The following is an 18,718-nucleotide window of genomic DNA, read 5'->3' as shown; positions in this document are numbered from 1 at the left end:
TATGCCGACGTCGCCGACTACAACCTCGTCGTCGACAACCCGGCGCAGCTGCCCGGCGTGGTGGACATCGCGATCCGCACCGCTTACGCCCGGCGCGGCGTGGCTTGTCTGTGCGTCCCGAACGACGTTCAGGTGGCACCCGCCGATGCCGACCCCTACCAGCACGTCGCCCCGGCGACTGCGCCGATCTACCTGCCTGCGCCGGGGGTGCCGCGCCGGGAGGATCTGCAGGCCGCCGCCGAGGTGCTCAACGCCGGTGAGAGGGCGGCGGTCCTGGCCGGGGCCGGCGCGTCGCACGCACGGGAAGAGGTCCTGGCCGTCGCCGACGTCCTGGACGCACCTGGACAAGTACCGCGAGATACAGCACGCATTCCCCGGCCGACAGGTGATCACCTCCGACGTGCCCGTCGTCGTCCAGCACACCGGACTGGACTCACGCCGGCCCGCTCTGGCCCTGCTGTCCACAATCGCCTTCCCCGCATGAACTCACCACCGCAACCGCCGCTGACCGACCCGACAGGAGCGCGGATGAACACCGACGAGGCCCACGACGCCGCGGCCGGCCCGCTGGACGACCTGGCCGACGCGGCCTGGCGAGTGGAGGCGGCCTCGCTCGCCCTGGTCGAGATGACGCTCAACGCGGCCGCCGAATACAGCGGCCTGTCCGTCGTACAGTTGCGCGTACTGCTGGCAGTCGACCGGCACGGCCCCCTCAACCTCAGCGCCCTCGCCGCCCACCTCACCATGTCGATCTCCGCGACCGGTCGTCTGGTCACCCGGCTCGACTCCGCGGGACTGCTCACCCGCCTTCTCGCATCACACAGCCGCCGCGAGGTCAGCATCGACGTCACCCCCCTCGGCCACGAGGCCATCGAACGCCTACGTGCCGCCCGCCGCCGTCACATCGCCGCCGCGCTGACCCGCCTGCCGCCCGCCACCCGGCAGACGCTCGCCCGCACCCTGCTGGAGTTCACCGCCGCCGCGCAGGCCGGAAACAGCCGCGGCGACACCGGGCCGGCCGTGACCTGACTCCCCTCCGCGTCGCTCATACACATCGCCCATCGGAAGGAAGCACCGGCCATGCGCGCACTGACCGTCGTCCCACAGCGCAGGAACTCCCTGGCGGTGACCGACGTCCCCGATCCGGAACCCGGCGAGAACGACCTCCTCGTCGACGCGCTCGCCGTCGGCGTGTGCGGAACCGACAAGGAGATCGCCGCCGGTGACTACGGCTGGGCGCCGCCCGGCCGTGACAGGCTCGTCATCGGGCACGAGTCGCTGGGCCGCGTACGGCAGGCACCGGACGGCAGCGGCTTCTCCCCGGGTGATCTCGTCGTCGGCGTGGTACGGCGCCCGGACCCCGTGCCCTGCGGTGCGTGCGCGCACGGACAGTTCGACATGTGCCGCAACGGCCGTTACACCGAACGCGGTATCAAGGAACTCGACGGCTATGCCAGCCGATCCTGGCGCGTCGAGGCCGACTACGCGGTCAGGATCGACCCGGCCCTCGCCGAGATCGGCATGCTGATGGAGCCCGCCAGCGTGGTGGCCAAGGCGTGGGAACAGGTCGAGAAAGTCGGCGCACGGGCATGGTTTCAGCCACGCACGGCCCTGGTCACCGGCGCCGGCCCGATCGGGCTGCTGGCCGCGCTACTCGGCATGCAACACGGCCTGGACATCCACGTCCTGGACCGCGTCACCGGCGGCCCCAAGCCGAAACTCGTCACCGACCTCGGCGCCACCTACCATTACGGCGGCATCGCCGACGCGGTCGCCGCCACCGAGCCCGACATCGTGATCGAAGCAACCGGTGTGGGACAGCTGGTGTTCGACGCGATCACCGCCACGGCCCCCTACGGCATCATCTGCCTGACCGGCGTCTCTCCCGCCGGACGCCGGCTCACCATCGACGCGGGCGGCCTGAATCGAGAGATCGTCCTGGAGAACGACGTGGTGCTCGGATCCGTCAACGCCAACCTCAGCCATTACAGCGCGGCGGCGGATGCCCTGGCCAGAGCCGACCGGGACTGGCTCGGCCGGCTTATCTCCCGGCGCATACCGCTCGAGCGGTATACCGAGGCCTTCACCACCCAGCCGGACGACGTCAAAGTGGCCATCACCTTCGGTTGACCCTTCGACGCCGGTCAGGCTCCTCGCCTGTCCCCGACCCAGGCGCCGCTTCCGGAAGTAGCGCTTGCTGCCCACGTCGCCGATGCACCAGTGCCGCCCCGAGTAGAGTGCGGTTGTGGATCTTGACGTCATCCGGCGCGGCATCGACACGCTCCGTGAGTACGACACGGACCTCTGCTGCTTCGGTGCCCGCGAGCACCGCTACCGGTTCATGCCGCGGCTCGACGAGGCCGCGTTGGAGGCCGTCGAGGCGCGGATCGGAGTGCGCTTTCCGGCCGATTACCGCACGTTCCTGACACGGCTCGGCAACGGCGGCGCCGGCCCGTACTACGGGGTTCACGGCTTGCGGCCGGACGGAGCCTGGTCGCGGTTCCACCCGTTCCCGTTCACGGAGGCGTGGGAGCCGCCCGACCAGGACGACGAGGGCTACGACGACGTCATGGAAGCCGCGTTCGAGGGGCTGCTGCCGGTCGCCGAGCATGGCTGCGGCTACCGCTCCCACCTCGTCGTCGAGGGCCCCGCCGCCGGCCAGGTCTGGGGTGACTGGACGTGCGTCGGTGAGGTGCTGGCCCCCGAGGCCGAGTCGTTCGGCACGTGGTACCACGACTGGCTGGAGAGCTCGCTGCGAGAGGTGCTGGGGGAGCGGATCAAGGCCACCGTGCACGACGAGACCGGCTGGAGCGTTGACCGACGGCTGCTCAGCCTCCTCCCACCGCCGCCCGCCGGTGGCGACGCAGAGCCGGAGGTAAGGGTCCTGCGGCTGCTCATGCGGGTCTACCCCGCCCTCTACGAACGCCGACACAGCGACGCCCGCGACCTCCTCGCCCAAGCCTGCGCCGTCGGCGCTCCGGCGGACTACGAGGTGGGCATCGCGCTTGCGGACGCCGTGCTCCTGCGTGAGGAAGGCAGGATCGCCGACGCCCTGACCGCTGTGGAACACACGATCCCGCGGTGCGGCCGGCCATTCGAGAAGGCGCGGCTGCATCGCCTGCGAGTCGAGCTGCTCCTGATGCAGAGCCGGCTGGACGACGCGCGTGCGGCGACCGAGGAGCACATCGCGCACTGCCCCGACGACGACTTCGGCTATGTACGCCGCGCTCTCCTGCGGCTGCTGACCGGCAACCCCTCAGCCGCCGAGAAGGTCCTGCGCGCCGACGCCCCGCTCGGGAACGCCCCGCTCGGGAGAGGATCCGGATCGGTAAGCCACCCGTACCCCGCTGAACGCGCCGCGACCACGCTATGGCTCCGTGCCCGGCGCCTGGCCTGGGAGTGCCGCCGCTGGGGACACCCCACCGACACGCTCCACTTCGACGCGATCGCCACCAGCCAATCGGCCTGTCGTTGACGAGCCTGCTGGGGGCCGCCGAGCCGGTCCCGGGCGAACGCCACCGGCATGCCGGGCCGGGTGCCCCTGAAGTACGGTGCGCGTGCCGCACGGTCCAGGACCGGCTGGACGACGGGCGTAGAGGCGGTGGTAGCCGGCGCGCTGACGCTCGTGGATCCGGTCGGCTTCGCGCCGTTGACCGGCCGGTTCTACCGGTGGGTCATCGTCGGCGGCCTGGCCGCCCTGCTTCCCCGTGCGCTGCGGCACCGTGTCGCCGGCGCAGTGGGCAACGGCGCGCTGCGCGAGGACGTGCTGATGAAGCTGATGCTGGCCGGCCGCTCTTTCCGCCGGCGGCTGCCCGTCCCACCCGTCTACACCGACGAGCGGGTGCGTGAGCTGTCCGTCCCCGTACAGGTGCTGCTGGGCGCCCGCAGCGCGGTGCACGACGCGCAGGCGGTGGCCGCGCGGCTGGCCTCTCGCAGGTGACGACGGGGCAGGCCACCGCGACGGGGACCAGGGGCAACCGGCCACGATGATCGCAGACGCGGCGGCGTTCAGCTCCGAATCACCCAGCCCGGCGCCCAGGTCCCGGCGGCGTCGTGGCCGGCCGCCGCGGCGGCGAGGTGGGCGCGGAGGGCGGCCAGCCCCGGGTGGGGGTTGTCGCGGCGCCACAGGAGCGAGTGCGGGTAGACGGGCGCCGGGTCGGTCACCGGGATGCGGCGCAGGCCGTGGTCGGCGGGCCAGACCAGGCGGGTCTGCTCACCCATGAAGGTGGCCAGGGCCGGGGTGTCGGCGATGGTGTCGAGGAGCGCGTCGGAGCCGAAGTTGGGGCCCGTCGCCTCGATGGTGAGGCCGAACTCGGCGACGAGATCGTCGTAGTAGGCGGCCCACTCGGTACCGGGGACGATGCCGGGCATCCAGATCCGGTGCCCGACGAGCTGAGCGACGGTCACCGACCGGGCGCCCGCCAGCGCGTGGGCGGGTCCGGTGAGGAGCTGGAGCGCCTCGTCGAGCACCCAGACGGACTCGACGTCCTCGGGAAGGGGCCGGCCGGGCGCGGCGACGGCGCGGAAGGACGCGTCGATCGCACCGGACCGGATGGCGGCGACGGCCGTCTCGATATCGAACAGCATCACCACGTCGAGCTCGATCTCGGGATGCGCGCGATGGAAGCCGCGCATCAGGCCCGACGCCGCGCTGCGCGAGGCGATCACGTCGACGCGCAGCGGACGGCTGCCGGGGAGCACGGACGCGACCGCGCGCTCGGCGACGCGCAGCAGCTCGCGCGCGTGGGGCAGGAACGCCTGCCCGTCGATGGTGAGCCGGGCCCCGCGCGCGGTGCGGGTGAACAGCCGCACGGCGAGGTCCTTCTCCAGCCCGGCGATGCGCTTGGAGACGGCCTGCTGGGTGATCGACAGATCTGCGGCGGCGTCCTGGAACTGGCCGGTTTCCACGACGGCGACGAACGTGCGCACAGCATCGAGATCCACACCAACCGACCTTAGTGCACAACTAACAGTTGTGCGCCTTCAGCCAACCGGTTGTTTGACGGGCCTATCGGCTGCGCGTTTTGATCTCTCAAATCAACGAGTGGTTGTTTCCCGGGGATGGCGAGGTGCGCATTGGGAAGGTCGCTGGGGCGGCAGTTCAGGTGGTTCTGGGCCGCATACGCGGTCAGCGCGTTCGGCACATGGCTCGCGTTCGACGCGTTCGCCCTGATCGCGATTCTCGCTCTGGGCGCAGGGCCTACCGAGGTGTCGGTCCTGGCCGCCGCGGGGCTCGCGGTCGGGGCGGTGGTCGCGGTGCCGCTCGGGCCATGGGTGGAGTTCCGGCGCAAACGGCGGGTGATGATCGCGATGGACCTGATCCGGTTCGCGGCGCTGATGAGCGTTCCCGCAGCCTATGCGCTCGGCTGGCTGAGCGTCGCTCAGCTCCTGGTCGTGGCGGTCGTCGTCGGCGCGGCCGACATCACCTTCACCGCTGCGAGCGGAGCATGTCTGAAGGCGCTCGTCCGGCCCGGGGACCTGCTCGTCGCGAACGGGAGGTTCGAGGCCACGACCTGGACCGCCACCGCGCTCGGGCCGCCGCTCGGTACCGCCGCGATCGGGCTGGTGGGCCCGGTGGCGAGCATGGCGGCCAACGCGGTCAGCTTCCTCCTCTCGGCCGCGGGGATCCGCGCCATCGGCGGGCGGGAGCCACGTCCCGCGCGAACCGCCACACCGCCCCGGCCTGGAGCCGGCGACCTGCTGGAGGGATGGCGGTACATCCTCGCCAGCCCGGCGCTGCGCCCGTTGTTCTTCAACACTGTCCTGGTCGGCGGCCTGATCATGGCAGCCTCGCCGTTGCTCGCCGTCCTCATGCTCCGCGACGTCGGGTTCGCACCCTGGCAGTACGGCCTCGCCTTCGGCGTCCCCTGCATCGGCGGCCTCATCGGCTCGCGGCTGGCCCGCCCGCTCCTCGCACGGTTCGGACAGCACAAGGTCATGCTCACCGCCGGGACGCTGCGCGCGTGCTGGGGACTCGGATTGGCCTTCATCGGCCCCGGCCCCAGCGGGCTCTTCCTCGTCATCGCCGTCGAACTCGGCCTGATCACCTGCATGGGCGTGTTCAACCCGGTATTCGCTACCTACCGGCTCGAACAGCTCCCGTCGGACCGGGTCGTCCGCACGCTGTCTGCCTGGTCGATCACCAGTAAAGCCACCATCGCGGCCATGACCGGCGTGTGGGGCCTGCTGGCCGGCCTCACCAGTCCCCGCACCGCGATCGCGATCGCCGGCCTCCTGCTCCTGGCGACCTCGCTCCTCCTGCCTCGACACGACCGCACACCCCGACTCAAGAACGCCGACCAGGCGCCATCGGAAAGGCAGACACTCGCATGAGCACCACCCCCGCGCTCGACCCCGCACACACCGCCCTGCTCGTCATGGACTATCAACCCGCGATCCTCGCGCTGCTCCCCGAAAGCGACAGTGAAGCCCTGCTGGGACGCATGGAAAAGGTAATCGCCGACGTTCGCGCCAGGGGCGGCACCGTCGCCTATGTCCGGGTCGGCTTCACCGAGGCCGACTGGGCTGCGATCCCGCTCACCAACAGGTCTTTCGCACCGATCGCCCAGCACCGTCTCATGCACCACGCGGACCTTGACACCGCTGTCCACGAACGTCTCGCTCCCCAGGACGGAGACATCGTCGTGCGCAAGATCCGTTACGGAGGCCTGTCCACCACGGACCTCGATCAGCGGCTGCGCGAACACGGCATCACCACTCTGATCATCACAGGCATCAGTACCAGCGGCGTCGTCCTGTCCACCGTCCTCGATGCGGCCGACCGCGACTACCGGCTCTACGTCCTGGCCGACGGCGTCGCCGACCCTGACCCCGAAACGCACGACGTCCTGCTCCATCAGATCTTTCCCTCACGGGCCCACATCCTCGAAACCGCCGAGTTGCACACCCTCCTGCAGGCTGACTGACGCCGGCCGCGCCTGCCCGGCGTGGTACGTACTGACCAAGGGTGGCCAGGCGGCGGTGGCGGCTCCTGGCCTGAAGTCCGGCGGCGGAGCGGCCGGCGGTGGCCAGGTGGGTGCGGGCGGAGTGGCGGAGCCGGCGCAGCGTCCGGCCCCGACCATGCGGACCGTGGCACTTTGCAGACTGGGGATCACAACATCTGTGGACCGGGAACGAGAACCAGGACCGTTTTGACGACACGCGTGGGGCCAATTCGGTGAGACGGGGGCCAAGTTCCACGGGACAGGACAGAGAACCGGCAGCAGGAAAAGGAATGCCAAGTCCTGCACCAGGCAGAAAACTGATTATCAGGGGGAGCGGCGATCGGGTTTTGCGCCATTGCGGCCCACCATGTTGATGCGACCGCTTCAACAGTGCCTCGTTGTCACAACGTACAGCCTGCCACGGCAGTGGACCGGCGGTGTCCTCGCAGTCCGCTCCTTAAGAAAAGCCCCATAGGGGAGCGGCCCCAGCCACGCCGACTTCAGCGTGATTTGATCATTTAAGTGGGGGCTCGCTAAGGTTGGGCGCCTTTGTTTGGATTTTCAGATCCTGTCCGCTCGTGCCCGAGGGTGTTCCCATGCGCCGTTACCGCTTCGGTAGAATCGCCACGCTGTTCGCCGCCATTTATGTGGCCGTGGTCATTGTCTCCGGCGTCCGCGCGCTGGCCACCGGCGACCCCGCGCTGCTGCGCGAGATCGTCACCGGGGAATGGGACGCCGACTTCATGCCCTACGCCTGGTGGGTGGAGCTCCTCATGGTCGCGGGCGGCGTCCTGCAGGGCTGGGCCTACTGGCAGATACTGCGCGGGCGGCCGACCGGCGCGGCGGCGGTCAACGACAGGCCGGTCCGGCTACTACGAGCGGCCCTGTACCTCAGCGTCGCCTGCACGCTGCTGTACCGGCTTCCCCTCCCGTACCAGTGGTGGTTCGGCCTGCCCTCCGGCCTGCTCCAGATCGCCGTCGTCGGGTTGTTCTTCGTGGTCCTGGCCGACGTTCTGCCTCGATGGCTGCGGCTGCTCGGGCTCGTGGCGGGGCTGGCGAACGCCGCCATGGGCATGGCCGTCACCTTCGCCTACGGCCTCGGCCAGTACCCCGTCATGCAGTTCGTCTCCCCGTACCAGCTCGGCAACGCCGTCTACCTGCTGTGGCTGGTCCCTGTCCTGGCCGGCCAGGACAGGGACGCGCGCTGGACCCGGGGCACCGTGCGGATGGGCGTGGCCTCGGCGGCGCTGTCGCTGCTGTCGTCGGGAAGTCATTCGGTCATCTCGTTCGGCGGTTGGGGCGTTGACTACGACCTTCTGCTCGTCATGGTCCTGGGCATCCTGGGCGTACTCGGGACGGTGTGGCAGGCCCGCTCCGCCCACGACCTGGGCGTCCTGACGCCCGTACCGTCTGCGGCGCCTGCGGTCCAGGTCGCACCCGCGCGAGCGTGGCCCCTCGCCGCCGTGGCCGTGGTGCTCCCGCTGATCCCGGCGGCCGTCAACCTCGCGGACGGCATACCCGCGTGGATCGGCCCCCGCGGCGCGGTCGACGACCTCTTCCACGGGTACGTGAGCTACCCGGCGACGGTGCTCTGGGTCGCCCTGGACATGCTCGTCGGGGTCGGCGCCCCGGCCGTACTGATCCTGATCGCGGTCATGCGCAGAACCAGGCGGCTGCTGCGCGTCACGATGCTGACCCTGACCCTCGCCGCGGCGGCAGGAATCGTCACCGCCCTCACGACGGAGTCCGAAGCGGACCGGCAGCTCATCCCCGAGATGATCGAGCAGCGGCTGGCCCTGTACCCGGACGGGCTGTTCGACCGGAACGACAAGGGCGAAGTCCTCTTCGGACTCTCCCCGCTGTGGTACAGCACCGCGCTCGCCGCCTCCGCCCTCGCCCTGCTCCTGCTCTACCGTTTCCCATCTGCCGCCCGATCGCGCCACCACGTACTCGCGGCGGCGCTGGCCACCTCCGTGACCCTGTGCTTCCTGCCGGTGGCCGACCAGCCACGCGGTCAGGTCACCACGGCCGAGGACTGCTCGCCTCCCGAGGCTTGGGAGATGGACGGCGAGCCCGTGGAACCCCCGCCACCGACCGGCACGCGCGCCTTCATCTGCGCCGTACGCCAGCAGCTCACGCTCCCTTTCGCCGCCACCGCCCCCGACCAGGTACTGCTCGACCACGGTCGTCGCCTGTGCGCCGTCTACACCCGCAACGATCCGCGCGAGCTGGCCCGCCTGCGGGAGGTGGAAGGGCTGAGTGTCCGCAACCTGAGCGAGGTGCTCGCCGGGATCTGCCCGGCTGCGAAAGCGGAGATCGCGGCGGCGGCGGCCGCCAGGGATCGTGAATTCAACGAGTTCATGGCCGAGGAACAGCGAAAATGCGACGCCACCCCGCGTCACCGCCCCCTTGTCAAGCCCGCCAAGGCGATCCGCCTCAAGGAACCGCAGTGGCCCGAGGCGGGACTGGAGCTGTACGACGAATCCCCCGAGGAGGGCAAGAGCACGACCTCCGGTCCGGTCACCGCCGGGCCCGGCCACGTGATGGTGAGCACGAATTCCGACTTCCACGTCTGCGTCACTCTGGAGACCTACACGCGCCGCCCGCCGGTCGAGACCAAAGGGTGGGACAACGTCATCGAGGTCGGCTACGCCAACCAGAGCGGTGAGATGAGCTTCATGGACGGCCTGAGCGGCACCGAACTGCCGGACCTGTCGCTCAACGGCCGCAAGGGGCACTACCGCATCCGCCTGCACCTGGCCTGGTTTCCCTGGAAGGGCGAGGAGGACGGCATCCAGCGGCTGCTGATCATGGCGTACCCCGGACCGGGCGACAAGGTCGTCAACCACCGCCTGATCGACGGGGAATCGACGTTCAACCGGCGCAAGAAGCCCGCCGGCGGGCTACCTGGTCGCGGTTCAGGGGTCAGGTGAACTGGTCGGATCAGGCGGACGCCCCGGGCGACACCGACGTGTGGCTGGAAGGCATCGCGCCGTCCGAGATCGCCGATTTCGCGGGTGGGACCGGCGCGCAAGACGCCGACATCCTGTCGCCGTCTACCCGATTCGTTGGATTCCCTTTCGAAGGAGATCGATTTCGCAGAGGTCGGCCTGGTTGCCTGATCACCGGCGGCTCCCCGGTATCGCTTTCGGCTGCCGTTCATGATCATGGCGGCCGGTCGGACGGCTTCGAGCCTCCAGCCGCTCACGCTGGATCGGGAAGGGAGCTCGACCCCGGCTGCTTGGCGACCAGAGCGGCCAGACCGTCGCGGCAGCAGTGGTAGCGGGGCGTCCGGCCCAGCTCGTCGACGGCCCGCCGGTTGGACAGGCGGATGTGAGTGGTGACCATCAGCGCACGCAGGTGCGGCAGGGCAGTCAGGAGGCGGCTGGGCACCGGCCGGGGAACAGGCACCCCTGCCGCTTGTGCGATGGCGTGGAAGTAGTCCTCAAAGGTGACCGGTTGATCGTCCACGATGTTGTACGGCTGGCCGGGCCGCCCTCGGTAGAGTGCGGCGACGGTGGTCGAGGCAGCGCCGTGGATGTGGATGAGCGAGACGGTGCCACTGGGACGCGGGGAGAGCAGTCGTCGCCGCCGCGCGAGGTCGATCAGTCGTCGGGTGGCGGGCTCGGGACCGTAGAACATGCCATAGCGCAGGGCGATACCGTCGATGCCCGAGGTGCCGAGGACCTGGTCCTCGTTGGCGTACAGATGACGGTGCAGGAACGGCACGCCGGTGATGGCGGTCGCCTGGTGGATCACCGCGTCGGCCTGCCGGCCGTCCAGGGCGGTCGGCAACTCCTCGGCGTTTGTGATGTCGGCCGGCACCGGCTGCACGCCCAGCGCGGTCAGCCGGGCCGCTCCGGCAGTGGATCTGGTCAGGCCGAGTACGTCTTCGACACCTCACTGGCGCCGAGGTGTCCATCGGCTTATAGTCATCTTCATGACTATTCATATTCATGAGTACTGAGCCGATGGCCCTCAGGCACGCAGTGCTGGCTGCACTGCTCGACGGCGAATACAGCGGATACCAGCTCACCAAGATCTTCGACATCGGCATCTCCAACTTCTGGTACGCCGCCCCACAGCAGCTCTACGCCGAGCTGACCAAGTTGGAGGGCGACGGCCTGATCACGGGCCGGGAGGTGGTCCAGCGGGGCCGCCCCGACAAGCGCATGTTCAAGGTGACCGAGGCCGGGCTCGGCGAGCTGGCCGCCTTCGCCGCCACTCCGGCCAAGCCGCTGCTCATCCGCGACGACCTGGCCGTCAAGGTGCACGCCGTCGATCTGCTCGACCACGCGCCGGTGATCGAGCAGCTGCACGACCGGGCCCTGGAGGCCGCCGCCAAGCTGGAGGTCTTCGAGCAGCTCCTGCTGCGCCTGCGCGGCGAGCTGGACGAGGAGACGTTCCTGCGCCAGGGCGAGCGCGTCGGCCCCTACCTGTCCTGCCTGGCGGGATGCAGGCTGGAGCGCGAGACCCGCGCCTGGTGCCTGGAGACGGCGCGGACGCTCGGCGAGCGCATGGCCCGCGCCGGAAGGGAGATCTCATGACCGTCTACACGCGTTACGTCGCGCTCGGCGACAGCCAGACCGAGGGCCTCGGCGACGGCGACGACATCACCGGCCACCGCGGCTGGGCCGACCGCCTCGCCGAGCACCTGGCCCGTGCCAACCCCGACCTCCTGTACGCCAACCTTGCGGTCCGTGGCCGGCTGGCGGGCCAGATCCGCTCCGAGCAACTGGCCCCCGCGCTGGCGCTGCGCCCCGACCTTGCCACGGTCATGGCGGGCATGAACGACCTCATCCGTCCCGGATGCGAGCCCGCCGCTGTGGCGGAGGTGCTGGAGGAGATGTACGCCGCCCTGACCGAGTCGGGCGCACAGGTGGTTACCGTGACTTTTCCGGATATCGGGAAGATCGCCCCGATAGCCCGGCCGCTCCAGCCCAAGGTGCTCGACCTCAACGCCCGCATCCGCGCCGCCGCGGCCCGCCACGGGGTCACGGTGGTGGACACGTTCGCGATGGAGTTCGTCACCGACGCGCGCATGTGGGGCACGGACCGGCTGCACGCGAGCCCGGCGGGCCACGCCCGTATCGCCGCCGCCATGGCCCACTCTCTCGGCCTGCCCGGCAGCGACGACACGTGGATGCTGCCCTTCCCACCGTTGCCCCCGGCGGCGGCGTGGCGGATGGCGGCGGCCGAGCTGCGCTGGTTCGCCACGTTCGCGGGCCCATGGATCGGCCGCCGCCTCCGCGGCCGCTCCTCAGGCGACGGCCGCACGGCCAAGCGCCCGGAGCTCACGCCATGGGCCCAGCCGGCCGCGAGCCCCGGCGCGCCGCAGCCCGCTCCCTTGGCCGGACCGGCGGCGGGCTCGGAGGCGCCGACGCCCGCGCCGGGTGGACGGCAGGTCGTGCCACCCGGGGAGGAACTCCTGAAACGCGATCTTGGCCTTGATCACCGGTCGCCGTAGCCGCTCTTCGCGGTGTCCGGCCCTGGCCGTCTTGCGCGATGAGCGCTTGGCGAAGACCCGGTGCGCCCACCGGGTACCGAGTCGAGCCCGACCCCGACGATGTACGGGTGTTGCCGGTGCGGGGACGGTTGGCCGGTCGCCGTCTGGAGTTTCTCCTCAGACCGTGAACGGTCAGCGCTGGGAGACCCAGTGCAGAGACAGGTCCGTGGCCTTGCGTTCGGCCCTGATCTCCATCCACTCGCCGAGGATCGTGGCGTGGTCCATGACGACCAGGGCGCCCTGGTCGTCATAGGTCGCCCGTTCGCTGACGAAGACCGGGCTGCCCGCAGGGTGCTGCAGCCGCACCGCGACCAGGGCGGTGAGCAGGGCCGGCCTGACCCGTTCAGTCGCCCGGTGCACTCGCGCGCCAACGTCGGCGAGCGCGGTGTACAGCGGGGTCTCGGTGAAATCGATCCCCTTGATCGCCGAGGCGTACGGCTCGACGATCCAGGAGATCTGGTGGACGGCGGGCCGGCCCAGCAGATGCCGTACGCGTGCCAGCCTGAAGGCCCGGCGGTCGGAGGGCGCGTCGTCCAGCAGCCGGGTGAGCGAGCGCGGGGCCTGCCGGATCGCGGCCGACAGCACCTCGGTCCGCAGGGGGTAACCCTGCCTGCGTAGGTCGTCGCCGAGACTGCGCAGCGTGTCGAGGGGGTACTCCGCACTGGCCTGCGTCACATAAGTGCCGCGGCCGGCCCGCTGGACGATCAGACCCTCACCGCTGAGGACCTGCAACGCCTGCCGCAGCGTCATCATCGTCACGCCGTAGGAGGCGCTGAGCTCACGCTGCGCGGGCAACGCCTCGCCCGCGCGGTAGTGGCCCGACTTGATCTTTTGGGTCAGGTCGTCGGCGATGGCGCGGTAGCGGGGCGTACTGCTCATCTGGCTCCCTGGTCGAGTGCGCGTCGAATGCTCGCCACATATTCTCCCAGCTCGCGTGGCCGGGCGCCGTCGAGGAGCTTGCGCATCAGCGCCGAAGCCACCACGACGCCGTCGGCATGACCCGCCAGCTCGGCGGCCTGCGCCGGGTGGGAGACCCCGAAACCGAACAGGACCGGCCGGTCGGTGAGTCCCTTGAGCTCGCGGCCGAGCCGGGCGGCCTGTTCAGGAATCTCGCCGCGCTCGCCGGTGGTGCCCATGTGGGTCAAGGCGTAGACGAAGCCCCGGCTGCGCTCGGTGATCTCGCGCAGTCTGGCCCGGGAGGAGGACGGGGCGGCGAGCAGCACGAGATCCAGGCCCTCGGCGGCCGCGGCGTCCGCCAGCTCCCCGACCTCCTCCAGGGGCGAGTCGGGCACGATCAGCCCGCGCAGCCCGCTCGCGGTGAGCGCCGCACAGAACTCCGCGGTGCTCTGCTGCACCACCAGATTGCTGTAGGTCATCGCGATGAGCGGCACGTCGACGTCGAGCGTCGCGACCTCCTCGAGGATCTTCCTGACCGTGGTCCCGGCCGCGATCGCCCGGTCGGAGGCCTCCTGGATCGTGACGCCGTCCAGCATGGGATCGGAGAAGGGGAAGCCCAGCTCGACGGCGTCGGCTCCGGCGTCGGCGTAGGCGTGGACGACGTCCGTCCACCCGGGGGTGACACCGGCGGTGACATAGGGCACCAGCAGGGGACGCCCCGTGCCACGGCGTGCGATCAGGAATTCTTCCAGGGATTCGGTCACAGCAGCTCCTTGATGGAGGCGATGTCCTTGTCTCCCCTGCCGGAGAGAGTCAGCATCACGGTCGATCCCGGCGCGATCTCGCCGGACCTGGCGGCCCGGATCACCCAGGCCACGGCGTGCGAGGACTCCAGCGCGGCCAGGATCCCCTCGGTGCGGGCCAGGCACAGCAGCGCCTGGAGGACCTCTCCGTCGTTCACGGTCTCGTAGCGGGCGCGCCCCCCGTCGCGTAGATGGGCGTGCTCGGGGCCGATCCCCGGGTAGTCGAGGCCGGCCGCGACCGAATGGGCCTCCGTCACCTGGCCGTCCTCGTCCTGGAGGACCAGCGAGCGGAAGCCGTGCAGCACCCCGGCCCTGCCGAAGGTCGCCGCCGCGCCGCCCTCGGCCTCGACCCCGATGAGCCGGGCAGTGGTGTCGACGAAGCCGGCGAAAGTGCCCGCGGCGTTGGAGCCGCCGCCGACGCAGGCGACCACGTAGTCGGGCACACCGACGGGGAGTTCGGCGGCGCACTGGGCGCGGGCCTCCTCACCGATCACCCGCTGGAACTCGCGCACCATCCACGGATAGGGATGCGGGCCCATCACCGACCCGATGCAGTAGTAGGAGTCGTCCACCGACGACACCCAGTGCCGCATCGCCTCGTTGCAGGCGTCCTTGAGGGTGCGGCTCCCGGTCGTGACCGGCACGACCTCCGCGCCCAGCACGTTCATCCGAAGAACGTTGAGCTCCTGCCGTTCGATGTCGCGCTCGCCCATGAACACGGTCGCCTTGAGGCCCAGGAGCGCCGCGGCGGTGGCCGTGGCGACGCCGTGCTGGCCCGCGCCGGTCTCGGCCAGCAGCCGTTCCTTGCCCATCCGGTGAGCGAGCAGTGCCTGGCCGATCACATTGTTGATCTTGTGTGAGCCGGTGTGCGCGAGATCCTCGCGTTTGAGGAACAGGGTGATGCCGAGCTCATGGGAGAGCCGCCAGGCGGGGGTCAACGGGGTGGGGCGGCCGGCGTAGACCGTGAGCAGGGTGTCGAGCCTGCTGCGGAACTCGGGGTCGCTCCAGGCCTCACGGAACGCCGCCTCGATCTCGTGGCAGGCAGGGATCAGCGACTCCGGCACGTACCGCCCGCCGTAGGTTCCGAACCGGCCGGTGGCGCCGGGGTCGCGCATCGCGCGGGTGGCGGCGGGCACCGTGGCGTACTGCCGACCGGACCAGGACATCTCGCCCATGATCGTCTTCTCTCTCTCGACTGTTCTAGAACAGTAGCCCAGGGCCGCCGGTCGGCAAACCCCGAATTCCGGGGATCTCAGCAGCGATCGCGGAAAATCCAACGAATCCGCCTCTGGCCTGTGGAAACTCTCGACGTGCGGGACGGCCTCCGGAGTGCTCGCAGGTCAGGGCGGGGGAGGACGGTCGTCCGGTCCCGATCTTGCGCAGGGTTTCCGGCGAGATGCCGATCGGGTGCGTGGCTTCGGGCGAGATGCCGACCGCGTGCGCGACTTCCGTGGGGTCGCGTCCCGCTCGCGCGTGGCGCGGCGGGGCGCCGAGACGCCCGCCGGCTCCGGTCCGCTCAGGTGCGAGCGGTCGGCGGACCATGCCCCAGGGCGGAATTGGTATTACTATACCGGTAAGTGTTAGGGTGCCGGTATAACTATACCGACCCCTGTGACGCGAGGTACTCGTGATTGAACTGAAGACGCCTGCGGAGATCCAACGCATGCACGTGGCCGGGCGTTTCGTCGCCGAGGTGCTCTCCGAGGTCGGCCGGCTCGCCGACGTGGGCGTCAACCTCCTGGACCTGGAGCACCACGTGCGCGGCATGATCAAACGGCGCGGGGCGGAGTCGTGCTACTGGGACTACGCGCCGTCCTTCGGACGCGGCCCGTTCCGCAACGTCATCTGCCTGTCGGTCAACGACGCCGTCCTCCACGGCCTCCCCCACGACTACACGCTGCGTGACGGCGATGTACTCAGCGCGGACCTCGCGGTCAGCGTCGACGGCTGGGTGGCCGACTCGGCGCGCACTGTTGTCGTCGGGACCGCCGCCGAGGAGGACCTGCGGATCATCCGCGCCACCGAGGAAGCGTTGGAGGCGGCGATCGAGGTGGCACGTCCGGGCAACCGCCTGGGTGACATCTCGGCGGCCATCTGGGCGGTAGCCCACGACTACGGTTATCCGGTCAACAACGAATTCGGTGGCCACGGCATCGGCCGCACCATGCACGAGGGACCCCACGTTCCGAACAGGGGCCGGGCAGGGCGCGGACTCACGCTCCGGCCGGGCCTGACCCTCGCGCTTGAACCCTGGTTCGCCCGCACGACCGACCGGATCGTCTACGACGCCGACGGCTGGACCATTCGGTCGGCGGACGGCTCGCGCACGGCCCACTCCGAGCACACGGTGGCCATCACCGAGGACGCCCCCTTGGTGCTCACCCGGCGTGAACCGGAGAACCCGGCAACGCGGGCTGATTCCGCCAGTCGGCTATCCACGAAGGACGCCTAAGAGGTCACGCGGATGGGGGGCGTCCGCCGGGCGGGGATGCGACACGGACACGGAGCCTCAAGATCACGTAGTTGTCCACGCTCCGTGATCGACAACGAGGATCATCCATGCCCGTCCTGCCATCATGGCTTGCCGAACCGCTGTCGATCCAGTTCGACGTGGCTGCTGCCCGAGCACCCGACTTACGACCCCGCCCATCCGCTGGGCTGTCACCGGCGCCGAGTCCCGGACCGGATCGTGTCCGACAAGCTCCTGCAGGTCCTGCGGTTCGGCTGCTCGTATGACGCGATCGCCGGCACGACCTGCTCGGTCGCCAGACTGCGCACCCGTCGATGAGTGGATCGAGCCGGGGATCTTCGCTCAGCTCAAGCGGATCGCCCTGGAAGCCTACGACCGGATCGTCGGCCTCCTGCCGGAGGACGTGGCCATCGACGGATGTGTCGGCAAGACGCCCGGCGGCGGGGCAGGAGGGCCGGGCTTTCCCATGTACGGCACCCAGAGGCAACGGACCTGGTGATTCCACACGTTGTCAGTGGTGATCGATCCTGTTGACCCCCAGGACTCCCCACCTCTTTGTGCCCTCGTCGTGCCGGAACACGTTCACCCCGTAGTACGAGAAGTCGATCCACCCGTCGCGGTCGCCTTTGCCTTGCACCCACTTGGTACTCACGCCGTTGAGATCGGCCTTCTCCGCCGCCACATTTCCCCAGCTCCTGGTTCCGTCCCGGTACACATTCAGTCCGTCCTTGGGGAAGCTGATCCACCCGTCGTCGGCGCTTCTTCCCTGCACCCATCCGGTGTTCACACCGGTGAGGTCGGCCTTGTCGGCCGTCACGGTGCTTTGCCCACCGGAGTTGTTGGAGATCTCCACCCCCGTGCCGGTGAAGATGACGCGCCCCTTGGTCGCGTCCGTCGCTCCCTGGACCCAGGGGGTGTCGATGCCGGTGGTGGCGGTGAGGGCCTCCAGGACGGGATTGCGCACCTGAACGGTCGTGGTGAGGTAGTGCTTGCGCTGGGGTGTGCTGCGGGAGGTGGCGACAAGGATGTAGGTGGTGGCCCGCTTCGGGGCGTCGGCGGCGGCCGGTGACCAGGAGCGCGCGTTCGAAGTGATGGACCTCTGCCCGCCCGGGAACAGGATCTCGTAGCTGAAGTCGTCGGAGCCCTCCCAGCTCAGCGTGAGGGTGTCTGTGCCGTCCAGCATGACCTTGTCCGGGCGGAAATCGCACGGCGGCGGAATCTCCTTGGCGGCGGTCTTCACCAGCGGCACCGCCGCGACGCTGCTGCTCAGGCGTCCGGTCCTGGTTCTGCCGGTGTTCTCGGTCACCTTCAGCACGGCCAGCCCGGCGGCGGGGGCGACGGTGACCTCCTCCAGCGTCAGCACCATGTGGTCACCGGGGGCGAAAGAGGCCCTGCCGCCGGGGGCGGTGACCTGGAAGGCGTTGGAGCCCTGCGGCCCCGGCTGGACGCTCACCGACGACAGGGCGCCCGACCAGGTGCCGTACTCGCCCTTGGGCTTGATCTTGCCGAAGTCCGAGGTGAGGTCGCCGGCGCCGTTGCCGACGGGCACCCGCACCGTGATCGTGGACCAGAACGCCGCCTGCTGCCCGGTGTTGGTGACGACCAGGTACACCGTCCCGGTGGACGGGGGCCGCCCGGCCGCCGACGCCTCCAGGGGCGCCGGGTCGGTGAGGAGGGTGTAGGTCAGCATGGTCATGGTTACGACTCCTTCTCCTGGAGGGCGGCGCGGGCCGATGACCTGCGTCCTACGAGGGGAGCGGGCCGGGCAGGACAGGCGGCGAGGTGGGTGAGGTGGGGTAGCTGTCCGGAACCCGCCGCTCGTGACGCGCCAAAGAAGATCACTCCTAGATCCAAGCGTCAGTATCGGAGCGCGACAAGATCACTACAGGAGGACATAAGAGGGCGGTTCGGCAACACTCTCAGCGTCTTGACGAGCATTCGGACCAGGCGCCACTGGCCGGGGTCCCGGTAGTAAGCGCGATCCGCCAGCTGGAGCAGCGGCCCGGCGTCCAGCGTCGATGTGCCGGTCCTTGAGCGGGGAGAGGCGGGCGACGTCCTCGTCCTTGATGTCGTGGCCCTCGGCGCGGGGCCGACGGGG

17 protein-coding genes and 1 pseudogene are annotated in these 18,718 nt (G+C 70.0%); 12 read left to right on the top strand and 6 right to left on the bottom strand.

Translation table 11 applies throughout. From position 1 onward, the window contains the following. Position 1: 1 nt before the first annotated feature. The 5 genes from CA984_RS49205 to CA984_RS05855 all read left to right on the top strand — a co-directional run bounded on the left by CA984_RS49205 (position 2) and on the right by CA984_RS05855 (position 3,940). The gene (locus CA984_RS49205) at positions 2-484 is read left to right on the top strand and encodes a sensory rhodopsin transducer (RefSeq protein WP_423229284.1); all 483 of its coding nucleotides are present in this window, start codon (positions 2-4) and stop codon (positions 482-484) included. Continuing rightward, the gene (locus CA984_RS49200; protein ID WP_086569045.1) at positions 481-1,029 is read left to right on the top strand and encodes a MarR family winged helix-turn-helix transcriptional regulator; all 549 of its coding nucleotides are present in this window, start codon (positions 481-483) and stop codon (positions 1,027-1,029) included. The genes CA984_RS49205 and CA984_RS49200 overlap by 4 nt, the downstream gene beginning before the upstream one ends. 51 nt (positions 1,030-1,080) lie before the next feature. Then, positions 1,081-2,130 carry a glucose 1-dehydrogenase gene (locus CA984_RS05865; RefSeq protein ID WP_086568990.1) on the top strand — a complete coding sequence of 350 codons (1,050 nt, stop codon included), beginning with the start codon at positions 1,081-1,083 and terminating at the stop codon, positions 2,128-2,130. Between the two features lie 115 nt (positions 2,131-2,245). Then, positions 2,246-3,475, top strand: coding sequence for an SMI1/KNR4 family protein (locus CA984_RS05860; protein WP_086568988.1), 1,230 nt, complete (start codon positions 2,246-2,248; stop codon positions 3,473-3,475). A gap of 60 nt (positions 3,476-3,535) precedes the next feature. Then, positions 3,536-3,940: a hypothetical protein gene (locus CA984_RS05855; RefSeq protein ID WP_207620750.1), complete on the top strand. Its 405-nt coding sequence runs from the start codon at positions 3,536-3,538 to the stop codon at positions 3,938-3,940. A gap of 68 nt (positions 3,941-4,008) precedes the next feature. Here the strand turns inward: CA984_RS05855 and CA984_RS05850 are convergent, their stop codons facing one another. Further along, on the bottom strand, positions 4,009-4,944 hold the full coding sequence (locus CA984_RS05850) for a LysR family transcriptional regulator (protein ID WP_086568985.1): 936 nt from the start codon (positions 4,942-4,944) through the stop codon (positions 4,009-4,011). A gap of 132 nt (positions 4,945-5,076) precedes the next feature. On the opposite strand from CA984_RS05850, the gene CA984_RS05845 reads away from it, so the two are divergent. From CA984_RS05845 to CA984_RS05835, 3 genes are all read left to right on the top strand, one after another. Next, positions 5,077-6,333 carry an MFS transporter gene (locus CA984_RS05845; protein WP_242675760.1) on the top strand — a complete coding sequence of 419 codons (1,257 nt, stop codon included), beginning with the start codon at positions 5,077-5,079 and terminating at the stop codon, positions 6,331-6,333. Further along, on the top strand, positions 6,330-6,926 hold the full coding sequence (locus CA984_RS05840; RefSeq protein ID WP_086568981.1) for a cysteine hydrolase family protein: 597 nt from the start codon (positions 6,330-6,332) through the stop codon (positions 6,924-6,926). Before CA984_RS05845 ends, CA984_RS05840 begins: the two co-directional genes overlap by 4 nt. A gap of 614 nt (positions 6,927-7,540) precedes the next feature. Further along, the gene (locus tag CA984_RS05835) at positions 7,541-9,877 is read left to right on the top strand and encodes a hypothetical protein (RefSeq protein WP_086568978.1); all 2,337 of its coding nucleotides are present in this window, start codon (positions 7,541-7,543) and stop codon (positions 9,875-9,877) included. A 271-nt stretch (positions 9,878-10,148) separates the two neighbouring features. Here the strand turns inward: CA984_RS05835 and CA984_RS05830 are convergent, their stop codons facing one another. After that, positions 10,149-10,778 (bottom strand): NAD-dependent epimerase/dehydratase family protein, encoded by a 630-nt coding sequence (locus tag CA984_RS05830; protein WP_086568976.1) that lies wholly within the window; start codon positions 10,776-10,778, stop codon positions 10,149-10,151. A gap of 122 nt (positions 10,779-10,900) precedes the next feature. On the opposite strand from CA984_RS05830, the gene CA984_RS05825 reads away from it, so the two are divergent. Both CA984_RS05825 and CA984_RS05820 read left to right on the top strand, forming a co-directional pair. Further along, on the top strand, positions 10,901-11,491 hold the full coding sequence (locus tag CA984_RS05825) for a PadR family transcriptional regulator (RefSeq protein WP_242675759.1): 591 nt from the start codon (positions 10,901-10,903) through the stop codon (positions 11,489-11,491). Further along, positions 11,488-12,411: an SGNH/GDSL hydrolase family protein gene (locus tag CA984_RS05820; RefSeq protein ID WP_086568971.1), complete on the top strand. Its 924-nt coding sequence runs from the start codon at positions 11,488-11,490 to the stop codon at positions 12,409-12,411. Before CA984_RS05825 ends, CA984_RS05820 begins: the two co-directional genes overlap by 4 nt. A 171-nt stretch (positions 12,412-12,582) precedes the next feature. On the opposite strand, the gene CA984_RS05815 is transcribed toward CA984_RS05820, so the two are convergent. From CA984_RS05815 to trpB, 3 genes are read right to left on the bottom strand one after another with little or no spacing between them, the layout of a single operon-like run. Then, positions 12,583-13,329, bottom strand: coding sequence for a GntR family transcriptional regulator (locus CA984_RS05815; protein ID WP_086568969.1), 747 nt, complete (start codon positions 13,327-13,329; stop codon positions 12,583-12,585). After that, positions 13,326-14,111, bottom strand: coding sequence for a tryptophan synthase subunit alpha (gene trpA / locus CA984_RS05810; RefSeq protein WP_086568967.1), 786 nt, complete (start codon positions 14,109-14,111; stop codon positions 13,326-13,328). The genes CA984_RS05815 and trpA overlap by 4 nt, the downstream gene beginning before the upstream one ends. After that, on the bottom strand, positions 14,108-15,325 hold the full coding sequence (gene trpB / locus CA984_RS05805; RefSeq protein WP_086568965.1) for a tryptophan synthase subunit beta: 1,218 nt from the start codon (positions 15,323-15,325) through the stop codon (positions 14,108-14,110). The genes trpA and trpB overlap by 4 nt, the downstream gene beginning before the upstream one ends. A 452-nt stretch (positions 15,326-15,777) precedes the next feature. Between trpB and map the strand changes: the two genes are divergently transcribed. Both map and CA984_RS47725 read left to right on the top strand, forming a co-directional pair. Continuing rightward, positions 15,778-16,602, top strand: coding sequence for a type I methionyl aminopeptidase (map, locus tag CA984_RS05795; protein ID WP_086568963.1), 825 nt, complete (start codon positions 15,778-15,780; stop codon positions 16,600-16,602). 107 nt (positions 16,603-16,709) lie between these two features. Next, positions 16,710-17,089 (top strand): annotated as a pseudogene (locus CA984_RS47725) (IS5/IS1182 family transposase); the annotation flags it as partial. A gap of 42 nt (positions 17,090-17,131) precedes the next feature. On the opposite strand, the gene CA984_RS05790 reads toward CA984_RS47725, so the two are convergent. Beyond that, on the bottom strand, positions 17,132-18,316 hold the full coding sequence (locus CA984_RS05790) for a hypothetical protein (RefSeq protein ID WP_086568961.1): 1,185 nt from the start codon (positions 18,314-18,316) through the stop codon (positions 17,132-17,134). Positions 18,317-18,718: the final 402 nt, after the last annotated feature.

Source organism: Streptosporangium minutum, assembly GCF_002149035.1.
GTDB classification, from domain to species: domain Bacteria; phylum Actinomycetota; class Actinomycetes; order Streptosporangiales; family Streptosporangiaceae; genus Streptosporangium; species Streptosporangium minutum.
This window is presented reverse-complemented; position numbering and strand designations above follow the sequence as displayed.